This window comes from Candidatus Krumholzibacteriia bacterium (assembly GCA_035649275.1).
Lineage (GTDB): Bacteria > Krumholzibacteriota > Krumholzibacteriia.
On the sequence record DASRJW010000131.1, the window covers coordinates 73,802 to 90,970 of the forward strand.

At 69.6% G+C, this 17,169-nt stretch carries 14 protein-coding genes and 1 pseudogene; 14 read left to right on the plus strand and 1 reads right to left on the minus strand.

The features are described from left to right. Positions 1-81 precede the first annotated feature (81 nt). On the plus strand, positions 82-879 hold the full coding sequence (locus VFE28_14060) for a zinc-ribbon domain-containing protein (protein HZM17122.1): 798 nt from the start codon (positions 82-84) through the stop codon (positions 877-879). Positions 880-909: 30 nt separating this feature from the next. Here the strand turns inward: VFE28_14060 and VFE28_14065 are convergent, their stop codons facing one another. Beyond that, a complete protein-coding gene (locus tag VFE28_14065; GenBank protein ID HZM17123.1) occupies positions 910-1,350 on the minus strand; it encodes a hypothetical protein in 441 nt (146 codons plus the stop codon). Between the two features lie 542 nt (positions 1,351-1,892). On the opposite strand from VFE28_14065, the pseudogene VFE28_14070 reads away from it, so the two are divergent. The 13 genes and pseudogenes from VFE28_14070 (at position 1,893) to groES (ending at position 17,139) form a co-directional block, all read left to right on the plus strand. Beyond that, positions 1,893-2,453 (plus strand): annotated as a pseudogene (locus tag VFE28_14070) (GTPase domain-containing protein). A gap of 669 nt (positions 2,454-3,122) precedes the next feature. Then, positions 3,123-3,488: a response regulator gene (locus VFE28_14075; GenBank protein HZM17124.1), complete on the plus strand. Its 366-nt coding sequence runs from the start codon at positions 3,123-3,125 to the stop codon at positions 3,486-3,488. 79 nt (positions 3,489-3,567) lie between these two features. Beyond that, on the plus strand, positions 3,568-4,755 hold the full coding sequence (locus VFE28_14080) for a tetratricopeptide repeat protein (GenBank protein HZM17125.1): 1,188 nt from the start codon (positions 3,568-3,570) through the stop codon (positions 4,753-4,755). 3 nt (positions 4,756-4,758) lie between these two features. Next, positions 4,759-5,556: a tryptophan synthase subunit alpha gene (gene trpA / locus VFE28_14085; GenBank protein HZM17126.1), complete on the plus strand. Its 798-nt coding sequence runs from the start codon at positions 4,759-4,761 to the stop codon at positions 5,554-5,556. Between the two features lie 80 nt (positions 5,557-5,636). Beyond that, a complete protein-coding gene (locus VFE28_14090; protein HZM17127.1) occupies positions 5,637-7,169 on the plus strand; it encodes a hypothetical protein in 1,533 nt (510 codons plus the stop codon). A gap of 49 nt (positions 7,170-7,218) precedes the next feature. Further along, positions 7,219-8,073: a geranylgeranylglycerol-phosphate geranylgeranyltransferase gene (locus VFE28_14095; GenBank protein HZM17128.1), complete on the plus strand. Its 855-nt coding sequence runs from the start codon at positions 7,219-7,221 to the stop codon at positions 8,071-8,073. 106 nt (positions 8,074-8,179) lie between these two features. Then, on the plus strand, positions 8,180-10,936 hold the full coding sequence (locus VFE28_14100; protein ID HZM17129.1) for a valine--tRNA ligase: 2,757 nt from the start codon (positions 8,180-8,182) through the stop codon (positions 10,934-10,936). Continuing rightward, positions 10,936-11,814, plus strand: coding sequence for a helix-turn-helix domain-containing protein (locus VFE28_14105; protein HZM17130.1), 879 nt, complete (start codon positions 10,936-10,938; stop codon positions 11,812-11,814). The genes VFE28_14100 and VFE28_14105 overlap by 1 nt, the downstream gene beginning before the upstream one ends. An 89-nt stretch (positions 11,815-11,903) precedes the next feature. Then, a complete protein-coding gene (gene uvrB / locus VFE28_14110) occupies positions 11,904-13,892 on the plus strand; it encodes an excinuclease ABC subunit UvrB (protein HZM17131.1) in 1,989 nt (662 codons plus the stop codon). A gap of 22 nt (positions 13,893-13,914) precedes the next feature. Next, on the plus strand, positions 13,915-14,766 hold the full coding sequence (gene nadC / locus VFE28_14115; protein ID HZM17132.1) for a carboxylating nicotinate-nucleotide diphosphorylase: 852 nt from the start codon (positions 13,915-13,917) through the stop codon (positions 14,764-14,766). After that, the gene (locus VFE28_14120) at positions 14,763-15,791 is read left to right on the plus strand and encodes a biotin--[acetyl-CoA-carboxylase] ligase (GenBank protein ID HZM17133.1); all 1,029 of its coding nucleotides are present in this window, start codon (positions 14,763-14,765) and stop codon (positions 15,789-15,791) included. Before nadC ends, VFE28_14120 begins: the two co-directional genes overlap by 4 nt. Continuing rightward, positions 15,788-16,573, plus strand: a complete 786-nt coding sequence (locus VFE28_14125; GenBank protein HZM17134.1) for a type III pantothenate kinase — start codon at positions 15,788-15,790, stop codon at positions 16,571-16,573. Before VFE28_14120 ends, VFE28_14125 begins: the two co-directional genes overlap by 4 nt. Before the next feature lie 281 nt (positions 16,574-16,854). Then, positions 16,855-17,139: a co-chaperone GroES gene (groES, locus tag VFE28_14130; protein HZM17135.1), complete on the plus strand. Its 285-nt coding sequence runs from the start codon at positions 16,855-16,857 to the stop codon at positions 17,137-17,139. Positions 17,140-17,169: the final 30 nt, after the last annotated feature.

The following is a 17,169-nucleotide window of genomic DNA, read 5'->3' on the forward strand; positions in this document are numbered from 1 at the left end:
TGGCCTGATAGTTGCGTTCCCGGCAGCACCCGGAGATGGCAGGCGGTGGCGCGGAGCGCGACGCCTGGAGGAAGACTCGCGATGTTCGTGCGCTGCCCGAGCTGTCGGAACACGTACCGGCTGGAGACAGAAACCATTCCGGCCGCGGGTCTGCGCGTTCGCTGTCCCGGCTGCGGCAACCTGTTCCGCGTCCGCGGTCCAGGCTCGACGCCGCAGTCCCTGTCGCCGCTCACGCCGGCGCCTCGACCGGCGCCGCATCCCACGCCGCAGGTGATGGCGCGGCCGACGCCGGCCTCGACGCCGCCGCTTCCCACGCCGTTCAAGCCCGCAGCCGAAGCACCGACGCCAGCGCCCGCGTCTGCACTGACGCCAGCGCCGGCGCCACTCCTCGGTCTGGAGCGCGACGAGCGCTTGCCCCCGCGGCCGAAAGCGCCGCCGCTCAAACCGACGGCGCCCAAGGCTCCCGCGGCCCCGCCGCCGGCGCTCGGGAAGAAGCCGGTGTGGCAAGCGGAGCGCACCCTCGATTTCGGTGCCCCCGCCCCGGCCCCGCCGTCACAGCTGGAGACGGCGCCGTTCCAACCGGGCAAGGCGCCTGCATCCCCGCCGGCAACCGTGGCGCCGGCCGGTGAGGCGCCCCGGGCCGCGCACGAGCGCGCCCGCCGCCTGGCGCGGGCGCTCGTCTCCGACATCCTCGTCTACAACCAGGACGAACGCGATCGGGCGCTGCACGAGGGCAATCTCGCCAGCGCGCTGGGCGCGGAGGTGAACCGGGCCTGGGATCTCTACAAGGCGAAGGTGGATCGGCAGGTGCTGCAGGGCACCAGTTACTTCAAGGACGCGTTGAACGAGATTCTCGCCGACGGACAGAAGGTTTTCTGAGACGGCTTGGCGCCGCTCCTCCACCCCGACTCAATCGTCCACCCATTTCTGGCTGGCGATCTCGCCCAGGATGGAATCGATCTGCCCGCGGATGCGCGCGTTCTGGTCGGGCTCGAAGAGCACCTTCTTCACCCGGCCGTACGAGTCCTTCTTCAGGTAGCGCAGCGACTTCAGGTGGTCCATCGGCACCAGGATGTCCTTGCAGACCTTGACCTCGATGGGCTTGGCCTCCTGGTCCATCGTGGGATTGTTGTCCGGATGCATGCCGAGACCCCAGCCGTGCACCACCATGCTGCAGATGAGGGCGCGCAGCGTGTTCTGTCCTTGCACCGTGTCCAGATCGAGGCTCCCGTGCACCTTGTCGATGACTCCGTCGATGACGGGGGTGAGTTTGTCCGTGACTTGCGGGCCGACCTGGATGCCGAGCAAGCGGCCGAACATCTCGTTGAGGATCTTGGGGGTCGTGGACATGGTGCCTCCGGCAAGCGCTGTTCCGCGTCGTCCGCGCCATGCAAGCGGTTCTCGACTTCGAGGTGCAGAACGGGAGTCTAGTCCCGCCGCCCTCGGGGGGTCAATGCACCGCCCCGACCACGCCACACGGCGTGCACCGGGCGCGGCGGCACGAGCCCGTCGCGAGCCACGCGGGGGAGCGGAACAAGAGCGGTGCCACCCCGCTCGCCCCCAACGCGGCGGCGCCGCATGCGGCCTCGGGAGATCCGGGAGCAGCGCATCGGGGCCCGCACCGACCGGGATTCCAGAGGTTCCAGAGGCTCTGCCCTCGCGACTCGCAGGGGACAAGCGCAAAGAGACCACGGAAAGTCTGGCGAGCGGCGAAGAATGCACCACTCTCCGGACAGCCGCGCCGTGCGAGGCCTGGGTGTTGCCCTTCGTTTCCAGGAGGATCGCCAGGGTTCTCCCGGTGGCGGGCGAGGGCGGACGGCGACTCCGGAACGGCGCTTGCTGACGCGGGGACGTCAGGTCCTGGGATCGCTTCTCTTCGACCGGAGCCGCCCATGGTGCTCATCAATCACGCCGGACGCGAGATCAACGCCAAGATCGTTTACTACGGTCCTGGCCTGTCCGGAAAGACCACCAACCTCGAATGCATCTACGCCAGCGTTCCAGGCGACTCCCGCGGCAAGATGGTCTCCATGAAGACGCGTCAGGACCGGACGCTGTTCTTCGATTTCCTCCCCCTCGAGCTCGGCGAGATCCACGGTTTCCGCACCCGCTTCCTCCTCTACACCGTGCCGGGGCAGGTCTTCTACAACGCCACCCGCAAGCTCGTGCTCAAGGGTGCCGATGCCGTGGTCTTCGTGGCCGACTCGGGGCTCGGCAAGCTCGAGGACAACATGCAGTCCCTGGCCAACCTGGAAGAGAACCTGCGGGAAAACAACCTGAGCCTCGAGGGGATGCCCTGGGTCCTGCAGTACAACAAACGCGATCTGCCGCAGGTGCACAGCATCGAGGAGATGCAACGCGCCCTCAACCCGCGCGGGGTGCCGTACTTCGAGGCCGCCGCCGCCACCGGCCGCGGCGTCTACGAGACGCTGCACGCCGTGTCACGGCTGCTCTTCCTACGCTTGCGCAGCGAGTTCGGCCGCCACTCCGGGGCCGGTCGCGACAGCGGCGTGGGCGAACCCGGGGGCGCGCTCGCCGCGGCCCCGGTGTCGCGCCCCGTCCAGCGTCCGGCATCGCAGAGTGCGACCTGGCCGATGCCGGCGAATCCGCAAGCGGCATCGCCGAGCGCGGCCTGGCCGATGCCAGCGAGCGCGCCACCCGTGCAGGCACCGAGCGGACCGCCCACCACTTCGTTCCCGCGCCCACCGCAAAATCTCGGCGGGCCGACGCTCCTCGCGGACCAGGAGGCGGAAGAAGCGAGCGAGCCCGTGGACTACGGCCGCACGATCGAGCTGCCCAGCGAGCCGGCGCGGCCGGCGCGCCGCGGCGGTCAGGGTTTCATCCGGGATCCCTTGCGCCGGACGCCCGCGGAAGCGAAACGCGGCCCGGCGCCGCCGAAGCAGCCCGAAGCGCGGGAGCTGCGCATTCCCGTGCTCATCCGGCGCGGCGAGCTCGAGCCCGGTGTGCCGCTTCACATCGTGCTCGAGCTGCAGTGGGAGCCCTGAGAACGCCTCCCGAGGCGGCGGCGCATGCTGTCGCCGGAGCGGCGCGTGGCAAGGGTGCCCGCGTCGTTGACACCCTCCGAGAGGCGCACTAAGGTCGGCAACAGCGAAGGAGCCGCCATGCCCAAGATCCTTGTGGTGGACGACGAGGTCAATGTTCGCAAGCTCTACAAGAAAGAGCTGGAGGACGAGGGGCACGAGGTGGTCACGGCGGCGAACGGTGCGGAGGCCCTGCAGGTCATCGCCGGAACCACGCCGGACCTGGTCATCCTGGACATCAAGTTGGAGACCGAGAACGGCCTCGACCTGTTGCGTCGGATGAAAGAGGTCCAGCCGGCCCTCGCGGTGATCCTGAACTCGGGTTACTCGACCTACCGGGACGATTTCTCTTCCTGGCTGGCCGACGCCTATCTCGTCAAGTCCTCGAACACCACCGAGTTGACCTCCGTGGTGCGCGAGGTCCTGGTGGCCCGAGAAGTCCGCTAGCCGCTTTGGCTCCCGTGTGGTTCGGGTGGTGGGGACAGGGTGGGCGTCGCCAGCGCCACACCCAGGGTGGGGGAGTTGCGTGGCCGGCACCTTCTCGAATCACTTGCAGCGATTGAATCAACTCATTGATTCCGAGCCCAATCTGAGCTTGCTGCGGTTGCGGCGACAGGCCCGGCGTACGCCTGCCGACCTGCAGGCGCTGCGGGCCTTGTGCCTCGCCTTGCAGGCCCGGGGACACCGGGTCGAAGCACTGGAGCGCTGGCAGGAATTTCTGCGCCAGCAGTCCGAGCCGCCGCTCGAGGCCCTCGGGACCCTCGCCCTCGACCTCGGCGCCCTCGATCTGGCGGAGGAGTGCTTCCGCCGCTGGGCGGCGCAAAAGCCTGGCGCCGCCGCGCCCCTCGGCTGGCTTGGGATCGTCTACGCCCAGCGCGGCGACGAGGAACAAGCGCGGCGCGAGCTGGTGCATGCCACCGAGCTGGAACCGCAGCGAGCAGAAGCCTGGTATCGACTCGGGAGCTTCCTGCTGCGCCAGCGCGATCTCGAGGCGGCGGAGAAACACCTGCGCCACGCCCTCGAGCTCGATCCGACTCTCGCCCGGGCCCACACCAATCTCGGCTACCTGCTCGACTTGCGCGGCGAGCGCCAGGCGGCGCTGCGGGAGTTTCACAAAGCCGTGCAGCTCTCGCCAGGCGATGCGGAAGGTCACTTCAACCTCGGCGCTCTGCACGCGGAAGCGCACAGCTTCGACCTCGCCATCGAGCAATTCCGCGAGGGCCTGGCGCTGGCGCCGCACAGCATCGAAGGCCATTACAACCTCGGCGCCGCCTACTTCGAGCTGCGGCGCTACGACGATGCCATCCGCTGCTTCCGGCGCGCGCTCCGCGCCCAGCCCGGGCACCAGGAGGCGCGCTACTACCTCGGGCTCTGCCACGTGCGCAAGGGGACGTACGATCGGGCCCTGCAACAGTTCGAGGAGGCCGAGAGCGAGGAACGCCCGCCCTCGGCGCGCCTGCTCTACGCCATGGCGGTGTGCCACAACGGCCTGGAGATGCCGCGCCAGGCGGTGCGACTCCTGCAGCAGGTGGTGGATCTCGTCCCCGACCACGCCAAGGCGTACCATCTGCTCGGCGTCTGCTTCGACAAGCTCGGCGAGCGCGACCGAGCCAGCGATGCCTACCGCCGCGCCGATCTCTTCCTCACCTTGGCGCGGGCGCGGCGGAGCGCGGCGCGTCTCGAACGCCATGTCGCGGGCGCCAGGGTGGAGTGATCCGTGCCACTGGTTCTCGGCGCGCGCATGCGGGCTTTGCAAGCCTCCGGGCGTAAGGCGTTCATCCCCTATCTCACCGCGGGCTATCCGGATCTCGAAACTTTCGCCACCCTCCTCGGCCACACCCAGGTGGCGGACTGCGTCGAGATCGGCCTTCCCTACAGCGACCCGGTCGCGGATGGACCGAGCATCTGTCACGCCAGCGACGTGGCGTTGGCGGCGGGGATGCACGCGGACGCGCTCTTCGACCTCCTCGCCGGGCAGCGTGACCTGCCGCCTCTCGTGCTCATGACCTATCTCAACCCGGTGCTCGCCTATGGGGTGGAGGCGTTCATGGTGCGTGCGGCGGCGGCGGGTGTGCACGGTCTCTTGGTCACGGACCTGCCGCCGGAAGAAGGAGAGCCGGTCTTCGCCGCGGCTGCTGCGCAGGGGATCGCCTCGGTGCTGTTGGTGTCGCCGACCACGAAGGAGGCGCGGCTGCGTGCGGTGGCGGCGCAGGCCACCGGCTTCCTGTATGCCGTGGCGGTCACCGGCACGACGGGGGCGCGGGACGTGCTCGGCAGTCAGGCGGAGCCTCTCGTGCGCCGCGTGCGCGCGGCGACGGATCTCCCGGTCGTGGTCGGCTTCGGGCTCTCCACTCCCGAGCAGGTGCAGCAGGTTTGCCGCTTCGCCGACGGCGCCGTGGTCGGCAGCGCCCTCGTCGACGTGGTGCGCTCCCAGCGGGACCGCGGCGCGGCGAGCCGCGCCTTCGCCGCTCGCCTCGAGTCGCTCGCCGCGGCGGCCCACGCCGCCGCCCCCTGAGCGCCAGGATTTCCTGGCCCACCCCATGCACTCTCCCCGGCGCCGCCGCCCGGCGGCGAACCAGGCGCGGGATGGTGTGCATGGACGCACGGCGCAGAGTGCTCTTCCAGGCGTTGCTCCTCCTCGTGGCGGTGGCGCCGGCCAGGGCGCAGGTCGAAGCCCTGCCGCCGGGACACTGGGCTTATGCGGAGCTCGAGCACTTCGAGAGCCGCGGCTTCCTCCACCTGCACGGAATGCGGCCCTATGCACGGCGCGATGTCGGCGCCTGGGTGCAGAGCCTGGCGCACGAGCGCGAGGCGGGACGCTTGAGTCGTGTCGAGGTGGCGCGACTGGCGCGCTTGGAGGACGAGTTCGTTCGCGGCGAGAGCTTGGCCGTGGCGGAACGCCGGTTCGATCCGCCGCTCTTCCGCCTGCGCGAAGAGAACTGGGGCTTCGCCTTCGATCTCGAAGCCGCCACCGGCGGCCAGAGCAACTTCGGCACCGCCGCCGGCCCCGACTCCGACGGCACCGCCTGGGGTCGCACGCGCTTCGATGCGGTACTGCGGTACGGCGACTGGGCGGCGTACGACACGCGTTACGACGTGTTCCTCGGCGAGGAAGAAGGGCGGAGAACCGGCGAGAACGACGTCACTTCGCGGGAGCGCAACTGGCGCGGCCTCACCTCCAACGACGAGCGCGCCTACCTGGCGCTGGCGGGGCGCCATCTGCGCTTCGTCGCCGGGCGCGAGTACGCCGCCTGGGGAACCGGCCCCGATGGCGATCAGCTCCTCGTCTCCGCCGCTGGACGTTCTCTCGACGGCGTGCAGGTGCAGCTCCAGCTGCGACGCTTGCGGCTGGCGAGTACGGCGGGCTGGCTCTCCGTGTCGAGCGGGCGCAACTACGCCGCCCATCGCCTCGAGGTCGACCTGGGTCCGGTGCGATTCGGGGTGCAGGAGGCCGCCGTCTACGTGAGCCCGCACCTCGAACCCGCGTATCTCTTCCCCCTCTCTTTTTACTACGGCAACCAATTCAACGAACGGGCCGACGACAACGCGCTCTTGGGGCTCGACGCCCAATGGGCCTCGCCGCTCGGCATCTTCGACACCGAGCTGCTGCTGGACGATTTCATCTACGACGGCGACCCGGCTCCCAACCGACTGGGGTTGCGGGCAGGCTGGCGCCGCGGCGTGGTGCTGGGTGGCGCCGATCTCGATCTGCGCCTCGGCTACGTGGCGCTCGGTCGCTGGGTGTACGTGCACCGGGACAGCCTCAACAATTATGTCGCCGGTTCGGGAGATCCGGGGCTCGACCCCTGGCTCGGACATCCCCTCGGCCCCGATGCCGACCGCTGGCAGCTCGGGCTGCGTTGCGCTCCCACCTCGCGCTGGCTGCTGGACCTGGAGCTGGCGCACACGCGCCGCGGCGCCGGCAACCGGGACCTGAGCGCCTGGATCCCCGGGACCCCCTACGACCTCCCCTTTCCCAGCGCCCCGGTATGGAAGGAGGAGCGCCTGACGTTGGGGGCGCGCGTCTTCCTCCACCGCCGCTTGGCGATCACGGCGCGGGGCGAGGCGGCCACCGGTACGCAAGGGCGCGATGGGCGCTTGGCGGCGGAGATCCGCCTGGATCCCTGAAGCGGGTTTCGATGGGACCTGCTGCAGGACTCTGATACGATCGGGACTCATGACGCGCCGCGCCTTGCACTTCCTCTGGAATCGCGTCGAGATCACCCGGCCCCACAACCTCGCCGTCGCAGCTCTCGTCATCCTCGCCGGCTGGGCGGCGGCGGGAGGCGGGCCGCCGGACGCGACGCTCGCCTGGGCGCTCGTCGCCGGCGTGCTGGTCGCCGCCGCCGGCAACGTGGTGAACGACACCTTCGACGCCGACATCGATCGCATCAACAAGCCCCGGCGCCCGATCCCGTCGGGACGCCTGAGCCGCGCCGAGTGCCGGCGCTACTACGGCGGGCTCGCGGCGGCATCGCTGGTGGCGGCGGCGCTGGCAGGTCCCCCCATGCTGGTGGTGGCGGTGCTCTGGCACCTGCTCCTCTACGCCTACAGCGCGGTCCTGAAAGGCAGCTTCCTGCTCGGCAATGTCGCCGTCGCCGTGGTGTGCAGCAGCGGTTTCGTCGCCGGCGCCTGGCTCGCTGGCCGGCCGGGCGTCGCCTGGTTGCCCATGCTCCTCGCTTTTTTCCTGCTCATGGGGAGGGAGATTGTCAAGGACGTGGAGGATTTGCCCGGCGACGGCGCCTGCGGCGCCACCACCCTCGCCCGGCGCCTCGGCGCGCGTCGCGCCCTCGGCGTGGCGCTGATCTTCTTCCTCCTCTTCACCGCGCTCGGACCCTCGCCGTACTGGTTGCGTCTCGTCGGTCCGAGCTATCTGCTGGTGTTCTTCGGCGCCGTGCTCCCGCTCCTCTTCCTCGCCACGCTCCTCATGTTCCGCGACACCAGCCCGGGCAACCTGGTGCGCGTGAGCTGGATCCTCAAGCTCGACATGTTCGTCGGCGTGCTGGGTTTCTACTTGGGCCAAGCACGCTGAAGCGGCGCGCGACGATCCCGTGCATTGACCGGGGCCGCCAGCCGTGTGTACCCTCGCGGGTCCGACCGCCCCACACCGCCGTCCGCCTTCCCGTTGGAAAGGTTTCATGAGCGACGCGAGCTTCGAAGGCGCCTACGAACCTGCCCGGGTCGAACCGACCTGGACCCAGCGCTGGCTGGAAGCGCAAGCGTTCGCGCCGCGCGCGGCGGCCGACGGGCGGCCCCCTTTCGTGGTGCTCCTGCCGCCGCCCAACGTCACCGGCGCGCTGCACATGGGGCACGTGCTGTCCAGCACCATTCAAGATGTCATCGTCCGCTACCAGCGCCTCCGCCGCCGCGAAACCCTGTGGTGGCCCGGCACCGACCACGCCGGCATCGCCACGCAGAAAGTCGTGGAACGTGGCCTGCGCGAGCAGGGCCTGGACCCCCGCGCCCTCGGCCGCGAGGCTTTCGTCGCCCGCTGCTGGGAATGGAAGGAACTCTCGCACCAGCGCATCGTGCAACAGATGCAGCGTCTGGGTTGGTCGCTGGACTGGCAGCGCGAGTACTTCACCATGGATGCGCACCGGAGCCACGCGGTGCGCGAGGTCTTCATCCGTCTCTACGACAAGGGCCTCGTCTACCGCGGTCGCTATGTCACCCATTGGTGTCCCCAATGCCAGACCGCGATCAGCGACGAGGAAGTCGTCCACGAGGAGCTGCAGGGCACACTGTGGACCGTGCGTTATCCCCGCCTCGACGGCGGCCACGTCGAGGTGGCGACGACGCGCCCCGAGACCATCTTGGGCGACGTGGCGGTGGCCATCCATCCCCGCGATCCCCGCGCCGCCGCTCTGGTGGGGAAGAAGCTGCGCCTGCCCGTGCTCGGGCGGGAGATCCCGATTCTCGCCGACGAAAGCGTGGATCCCGAGTTCGGGACCGGCATGGTGAAGATCACCCCGGCGCACGACGCCAACGACTTCCAGGTCGGACGCCGGCACGGCCTGGAGATGCCGGTGGTGATCGACAAGGAAGGGAAGATGAACGCCCTCGCGGGCCCGCTCGCCGGACTCGACCGCTTCGAGGCGCGCGCCGAGATCCTGCGGCGTCTCGAGGCCGAGGGACTCCTCGTCGGCAGCAAGCCCCACGCCATGAGCCGCGGCACTCATGATCGTTGCGGCACGGTGATCGAACCGTACCTCTCGGAGCAATGGTTCGTCCGCATGCAACCCCTGGCGGCGCCCGCTCTCCGCGCCGTGGAAGAAGAGCGCGTCCGCTTCTACCCGGAGCGCTGGCGCAACGTCTACCTGCACTGGATGCGGAACATCCAGGACTGGTGCATCTCGCGGCAGCTCTGGTGGGGGCACCGTATCCCGGTCTTCACCTGCAGCGTCTGCGGCACCGTCCTCGCCGCCCACGCCGCGCCGGACTCTTGCAGCCGTTGTGGCGGCACCGCCTTCACCCAGGACGAGGACGTGCTGGACACCTGGTTCTCCTCCTGGCTCTGTCCTTTCTCTCCCATGGGCTGGCCGGAGGCCACTCTGGACCTGCAGCGTTATCACCCGACGACGCTGCTCGTCACCGGTCCGGACATCATCTTCTTCTGGGTGGCGCGCATGATCATGGCGAGCCAGGAGTTCATGGGCACGGTGCCCTTCGCGCAGGTGTTGCTCCACGGCATCCTGCGCGACGGCCAGGGGAGGAAGATGTCGAAGTCGCTGGGCAACTCGCCGGACCCCATCGAGCTCATGGACCGCCACGGCGCCGATGCGGTGCGCTTCGCCATGGTCATGCTCTCGCCGCCGGGGCAAGACATCTATTTCGAGGAGAAGAGCCTGGAGACCGGGCGCCACTTCGCCAACAAGATCTGGAACGCCGCGCGCTTGGTGCTCACCAGCGCTCACCGCGACGGCTGGGACGTGGAGTTGGGCTTGCACGAGCCGCCGGCGAGCCCGGCAGCGAGCCCCGTCGGCACGCCTTTCGAAGCGGCTGGCGCGCGCTTGTGGCAGGACGCCTTCGGGCGGCCGCTGCCGGCGGCGGCGCTCCGCGGCCTCAAGCTCGAGGACCGCTGGATCCTGCACGCCTTCGCCCAGACCGAGGCGGCGGTGGCAGCGCAGATGGAGGCGCTGCGGACGAACGAGGCCGCCAGTCGTCTGTACCACTACTTCTGGGACGAGTACTGCGCCTGGTATCTGGAATCGATCAAGCCGCGCATCTACGGCGAGGAGCGGGATTCCAAGCGCACCGCCCACGCCGTGGCCCTCGTCTTGCTCGCGCAATCCTGCAAGCTCTTGAGTCCGTTCATGCCGTTCCTGGCCGAGGAGCTCTGGAGTCGACTCCCGGGCACCACCGGACTCGTCTTGACCGCGGCGTTCCCAGCGGAGTGCAGCGCCCTGCAGGACGCTGCTGCGGCCGCGAGCTTCGCCCTGGTCATGGAAGCGACGGGCGCGCTCCGCACGCTCCGGTCGGAGCTAGGGGTGCCGCCGGGGAAAAAAGCGCCGGCGCTCGTGCGCTCGGCGACGGGTGATCTCGGGCCCTGGGCCGGCGAGACGGGCGCGCTGCTGCAGCTCCACGCCAAGCTCGCTAGCCTGACGCCGGCGACGGGGCGGCCGCCGCAGTCTGCGGCGGTGGTGGTGCGCGATCAGGCGCTCTACGTGCCGCTCGGCGCCCTGGTGGACCTCGAGGCGGAACAGCGGCGTCTGGCGCAAGAGCTCGAAAAGGTGGACGGCGACCTGCAACGCTTGGAGGCGAAGCTCGCCAACCGGGGCTTCGTCGACAAGGCGCCGGCAACCGTGGTGGAGGGGGAGCGGACACGGCGGGAGGAGCTGCTGGGCCGCCGCGCCCGGCTGCAGTCCAGCCTGTCCGAGTTGTCCGGGAAGGGTTGATGGGGCGGAAAAAGAAACGCCGCGGTCGCGATCGGCTGCCCCTCGGGGTCGAGACGCAGACCGGGGTGGAGACCGCAGACTTCGAGCTGGACGAGACGCCCGCGGCGCCCCGTCCGCGCCCGCCCGCAGGGGCAGGCGGCGCTGCGCCCGAATCGCCCTCTGCATCCGCCGCGGATCTCGGCCGCAATGTGCAGACCCTCGGCGAGCTCCTGCAGCAGGCACGCGAAGCGCGCGGACTGTCGATCGACGAGGCCAGCGCCCGTACTCGCATCAATTCCGGCATGCTGCGACACCTGGAGAGCGATCGCTTCGGCGAGTTCTCCGCCGACGCCTACGTGAAGGGCTTCCTGCGCAACTACGGCAACTTCCTCGGCCTCGACGTGGGGTTGCTGCTCCGGCGCTACGAAGCCATCTCGGGTCGACTCGTGGAGCGCGAGCCCGATCTCCTGGAAGTGGAGACGACGCCGCGGCGCCCGCCGCGTCGCGCCTCCAACCGCTCCTGGACCATCATTGCCGCGGTCGCGGCGGTGGGCGTGCTGCTCTGGTTGTTCTGGAGTCATGGCGCCGCCCGGGTGGGACTGCGTCCCACTCCGGGTCTGGAGCAGATCGAAAACGAGTTGAGCCAGCCGCGCCAGCCGCAGCAGCCGAGCCCCCAGCCCGCACCGCCGGAGGCGAAGAGCACCGTCGATCTGCCTGGGGTGGAGTCGTTGCCACTCTCCCCTACACCCGTGCCGCCACCGGCTCCCGAGAGCCTGGCGCCCGCGCCACCCGCGCCGCCTGCGGCCACCACGGCCAAGCCGTCCCGTCGTCCAGCGAAGAAGGTCGAGAAGAAAAAGAAGACCCAGATCGAGGATCTGGTGCCACCAGGCCCGTGGTGAGCCTGCGCCTCCAAGGACTCTGACCCCGACGCTCGAGGACGCCGACCTGCCGCGCTCCAGAGTCCTTCCGCCTCTAGTAGAATCCGCGCATGCCGCGCTTCGAACTCGCCGCTCCGTACACGCCCACCGGGGATCAGCCGCAGGCCATCGCCGCGCTCGTCGACGGCCTACGCGCCGGCGAGCGCTATCAGACCCTCCTCGGGGTCACCGGTTCGGGCAAGACCTTCACCATGGCCAACGTGATCGCCCAGCTCGAGCTGCCGACCCTGGTGATTTCCCACAACAAGACCCTGGCGGCACAGCTGTACGGCGAGTTCCGCGGCTTCTTCCCGCGCCACGCGGTGGAGTACTTCATCAGCTACTACGACTACTACCAGCCCGAGGCCTTCGTCCCGGCGACGAACACCTACATCGAGAAAGATGCCTCCATCAACGACGACATCGAGCGCCTGCGCCTGCACGCCACGGGCTCGCTCTTGTCCCGGCCCGACGTGGTCGTCGTGGCCAGCGTCTCTTGCATCTACGGCCTCGGCTCGCCCACCGACTTCCAGGAGCTGTCGGTGCGCCTCGCCGTGGGCCAGGAGATCCAGCGCGAGGACTTGCTGCGCCGCCTGGTGCGCATCCAGTACTCGCGCAACGATTACGAGCTCGCCCGGGGCAACTTCCGGGTGCGGGGCGACGTGGTGGAGATCGTGCCGGCCTACGAAGAGCAAGTGCTGCGCATCGAGCTCTTCGGCGACACCATCGAGGCCATCCGCCAGGTGGAGTTGCTCACCGGGCGGAACCTGGCTTCGGTGCCGGATGCGATCATCTACCCGGCGCGGCATTACGTCACCCCGGAGCAGAAGCTGGCGCTGGCGCGCACCGAGATCGAGCGCGACCTGGAGGGCCGCCTGCAGGAGTTCGAGCGCGCCGGCAAGCTCCTGGAGGCGCAGCGGCTGGAGTCGCGCACACGCTTCGACTTGGAGATGATGCAGGAGATGGGCACCACCTCGGGGATCGAGAACTACTCGCGCTACCTCGCCGGCCGCCGGTCGGGGGAGCGCCCAGCTTGTCTGCTGGACTACTTTCCCGAGGATTACCTCGTCATCGTGGACGAATCGCACGTCACCCTGCCGCAGGTCGAGGGCATGTACAACGCCGACCGCTCGCGTAAGCTCACCTTGGTGGAGCACGGCTTCCGCCTCCCCAGCGCGCTGGACAACCGGCCGCTGCGCTTCGACGAGTTCGAACGCCTGTGCCCGCGGATGCTGTACGTGTCGGCGACGCCGGGGGAGTACGAGCTGCGCCGCTCCGGCGGGGTTATCGTCGAGCAGATCATCCGCCCCACCGGGCTCATGGATCCGGAGATCCTGCTGCGGCCGGCGCAGGGACAGGTGGACGATCTCTTGGAGGAATGCCGCAAGACCGTGGCCGCCGGACAGCGCGTCCTGGTGACGACCCTCACCAAGCGCATGGCGGAAGATCTCACCGCCTACATGCTCGACCTCGGCCTGCGGGTGCGTTATCTGCACTCCGACATCGAGGCGCTGGAGCGGGTGGAGATCCTGCGCGATCTGCGCCTCGGGCGCTTCGACGTGCTCGTGGGGATCAATCTGCTGCGCGAAGGGTTGGATCTGCCGGAGGTGGCTCTGGTCGCCATCCTCGACGCTGACAAGGAAGGCTTCCTGCGCTCCGAGACGACGTTGATCCAGACCGTGGGGAGGGCGGCACGCAACGTGGACGGCCGGGTCATCATGTACGCGGAAACGGTGACGGGCTCCATGCAGCGGGCGATGGACGAGACCCAGAGGCGGCGGCAGCTGCAGGAGGAATACAACCGCGTCCACGGCATCACCCCGCGCTCCATCGTCAAATCCGTCGACGACATCCTGGGAGCGACCCAGGCCGCCGATGCCCGTGGCGCCGCCGAAGAGCCGGAGCCCGAACCGGAGAAAGATCTGGAGCTGGTACACGCCTCCCCGGAGGAGCTCGTGGCCCGGCTCGAGGCGGAGATGCGGCGCGAGGCCCGGGCGCTGCGCTTCGAGAATGCCGCCAGCCTGCGCGATCGCATCCGCGAAATCCGCACGCGCCGCTAGCGCCAGGGGGTGGAGGGCCGTGATGCTCGATGCCGAAGCGCTGCGCCGGCTGGTGCGCGCTGCTCTCGAGGAGGACGTGGGCCGCGGCGACGCCACCACCCTCGCCACCGTCCCGGCCACGGCCCGCGCCCAGGCGCGGGTGGTGGCGAAGGAATCCGGCATGCTCGCCGGGCGCGCGGTGTTCGCGGCGGTGTTCGAGAGCCTCGCCGCCGATTGCACCCTGCGGGGCAAGGAAGACGGCAGCACCGTCGCTGCCGGCGACCTGGTCTGGGAGCTGCAAGGACCGGCGCGGGCCCTGCTCACCGGCGAGCGCGTGGCGCTCAACTTCGTGCAGCGCCTCTCCGGCATCGCCACCTTGACGGCCCGCTTCGTCCACGCCGTCGCCGGTACCGGGGTCGCGGTGACGGACACGCGCAAGACGACACCGGGCCTCCGCGCCCTGGAAAAGTACGCGGTGCGCTGCGGCGGCGCGGTCAATCACCGCAGCAGTCTCGATGCCATGCTGCTGGTGAAGGAGAATCACATCGCCGCCGCGGGGTCGCTGCGGCAAGCGGTGCGGCAGGTGTTGCATGCCGCGGCAGGCCGGCCGGTCGAGGTGGAGGTGCGCCAGCTGGACGAGTTCCGCGCTTGCATGGAGCTCGGCGTCGAACGGGTGCTGCTCGATCACTGGACACCGGCGCAGGTGCAGGAGGCGTTGCGGGCTCGCGGCGGCCCCCCGCCTCCGGAGATCGAAGTCTCCGGCAACCTCGGCCTCGACAACATTCGCGACTACGCCCTGCCGGGGGTGCAGTACCTCTCGGTCGGCGCACTCACCCACAGCGCCCCGGCGCTGGATCTCTCGCTCCTCGTCGAGCCCGCCGGAGCGGGAGCATGAACCTGGCGGCACCGGAGACGCTGCTGGCCGCGCTCGTCGCCGCACCTGCCGGTCTCGTCACCACGGCGGTGCAGGGAGAAGCGTTGCGGCTGCTCGCGGCGCGCGAGCATCGGCTGGTGACGGCTGGCGCCGGGAGGCAGCGCCTCGAGTGCGCCGCCCAGCACTTCGATCCGGCCCGTTTCGCCGCTTTGCAGCGCGGCGACTTCGGCCATGCCCTCGAGGTCTGGGAGCGTCTCGGCTCGACCAACGAGCGCGCCTGGGAGAGGGTGGCAGCAGGCGCTGCGGCCGGCAGCCTGGTCCTCGCCGAGGAGCAAGGCACGGGGCGCGGCCGGCAGGGCCGCACCTGGGACTGTCCGGCGCACGCGGGCCTGCTGTTTTCCCTCCTCCTGCACGCGCCGCTACGCGACAGCCCGCGCCCGCAGCTCTTGCCACTGGCTCTCGCCCTCGGCGTCGCTGAAGGGCTGCGGCAAGCGAGCGGTGTGGAGGTGCGTCTCTCCTGGCCGAACGACCTCGTGCTCGCCCGCAGTGACCCTGCGTCCGCGGTCGCGCTGGCCAAAGTCGGCGGCCTCCTGCTCGAAACGCGGGCGGAGTTCACCTCGACGGTGGTGGTGGGGTGCGGTCTCAACGTGCGCGTCGGCGTGGATTTCTTCACGGCTCGCGGTCTGCTGGGGGCGGCATCACTGCAGCCCGACCGCGTGTCCGCGGGAGTGCTCGAGCCCCACGGTGGGGCGGCGGAGGGACGCGACTCGCTCCGCCGGGCCGTGGTCGCGCGCGAAGAGCTGTTGGCGGCCGTGCTCGCCGGCATGGAGCGGCGTTGCGGCGATTGGCAAGCGGGCAGCTGGACGGCGCTGTTGCAGGCTTGGGAAACCCTCGACGCCTTGCAAGGACTCGAGGTGGAAGTGCAACGCGGCGCCGAAAGCTGCCGCGGCCGGGCCCGCGGCATCACCCCCGCGGGCCTTCTGGAAGTGGAGTTGCCCGATGGGGACCGGCGCGCCTTTGCCGCCGGTGAGGTGCACGTCCAGTGAAGCGCCGCCGTACTTCCCGCCGCTTGGCGACGGATCTCCTCGCCGTCGACGTGGGGAACAGCAAGGTGGAGGCGCTTCTGGTGTGCGATGGCGAAGAACGTTGCCGCTGGCGGGTGGACTACGACGGCACGCCATCGGGCTGGAAGCGCCAGTTCGCTCTTGCCGCCACGGCGGCGCGGCGCGAGGCCCATGCTGCCGTGCCCATCGTGGTGGCCAGTGTCGCTCCGTCGCGGGCTGCCGCGGTCGAAGCGATCTTGCGGCGCACCTGGCGGCGCCGCCCGCATCGCGCCAGCTGGCGGGATCCGTGGCCCTTCCGCCTCGGCATCCGTACGCCCCAGACTCTCGGTGTCGATCGGCTGGCCAACGTGGCGGGACTGATGGCCCTCGGCCTGCGCGATGGCATCGCCGTCGACGCCGGCACCGCGGTCACCATCGACATCCTCGAGCGCGGCCGCTTCGTCGGCGGTCTGATCCTGCCGGGGAGTGCCTTGATGGCGCGAGCCCTGCACCACCACACCGCTCAGCTGCCCTTGGTGCACGTCGGCGCGCCGGTGCCGCTCTTCGGCGTCGATACCGTCTCGGCGCTGCAAGCAGGCGTGCAGCACGGGCTCGCTCAGGCTCTGCGCGGTCTCACGGCGACGCTGGCGGCGCGTCGCCGGTCTCAGACCGTGCTCACCGGCGGCGCCGCAGAAGTCTTCGCGCCGTGGCTTTCGAAAGCGCTGCATGTTCCCGACCTCCTTTTCCTCGGCTTGCGTCTCCTGCAGGCGCGACGCTCGGCCTGAGAACGGCTGCCCTCTCCGCCGGCAGGCTCCTGTTTGCTGGCAAACCCGGCACGAGAGTGCCAGAGGGGGAGTGGACACCGGACTCTGATAGAACAGTAAGCTATTCTCTTTTAATAAGTTACTATGATAGACGGGATGCAGCCGGGAGACCTGGTGCCCCCTTGCCAAGGCGACTGCCAGGCGGCTATATTGAGCTCGATTTAGCAGTCGTACAGTTCGAGTGCTAAGCAGTCTTCGTCCGTAGTCTGCCCTCAAGCTGGGGCGGCGAAAAGGAGGTCACCATGAACATCCGGCCGTTGGCGGACCGGGTCCTGGTTCGGGCTCTCGAGGAGCAGGAAGTCAAGCGTGGCGGGATCATCATCCCCGACACAGCGAAGGAAAAACCGCAGGAGGGCGAGGTCATCGCCGTGGGCCCTGGGCGCCTGAGCGACAAGGGTGATCGAGTGCCGGTGGAAGTGAAGCAGGGCGATCGCATTCTCTTCGGCAAGTACTCGGGCACGGAAGTCAACGTGGGCAGCGAAGCCTACCTGATCATGCGCGAGAGCGACATCCTCGCGGTCCTCTAGCAGCGGCGGGCGCGCCGCGCGGACCCCGAG

Coding starts and splice junctions, on each gene's coding strand:
- nadC (HZM17132.1), top strand. CDS start 13,915: ATGCTCGATGCCGAAGCGCTGCGCCGGCTGGTGCGCGCTGCTCTCGAG.
- VFE28_14075 (HZM17124.1), top strand. CDS start 3,123: ATGCCCAAGATCCTTGTGGTGGACGACGAGGTCAATGTTCGCAAGCTC.
- VFE28_14100 (HZM17129.1), top strand. CDS start 8,180: ATGAGCGACGCGAGCTTCGAAGGCGCCTACGAACCTGCCCGGGTCGAA.
- uvrB (HZM17131.1), top strand. CDS start 11,904: ATGCCGCGCTTCGAACTCGCCGCTCCGTACACGCCCACCGGGGATCAG.
- VFE28_14105 (HZM17130.1), top strand. CDS start 10,936: ATGGGGCGGAAAAAGAAACGCCGCGGTCGCGATCGGCTGCCCCTCGGG.
- VFE28_14095 (HZM17128.1), top strand. CDS start 7,219: ATGACGCGCCGCGCCTTGCACTTCCTCTGGAATCGCGTCGAGATCACC.
- VFE28_14120 (HZM17133.1), top strand. CDS start 14,763: ATGAACCTGGCGGCACCGGAGACGCTGCTGGCCGCGCTCGTCGCCGCA.
- VFE28_14090 (HZM17127.1), top strand. CDS start 5,637: ATGGACGCACGGCGCAGAGTGCTCTTCCAGGCGTTGCTCCTCCTCGTG.
- VFE28_14060 (HZM17122.1), top strand. CDS start 82: ATGTTCGTGCGCTGCCCGAGCTGTCGGAACACGTACCGGCTGGAGACA.
- VFE28_14065 (HZM17123.1), bottom strand. CDS start 1,350: ATGTCCACGACCCCCAAGATCCTCAACGAGATGTTCGGCCGCTTGCTC.
- groES (HZM17135.1), top strand. CDS start 16,855: ATGAACATCCGGCCGTTGGCGGACCGGGTCCTGGTTCGGGCTCTCGAG.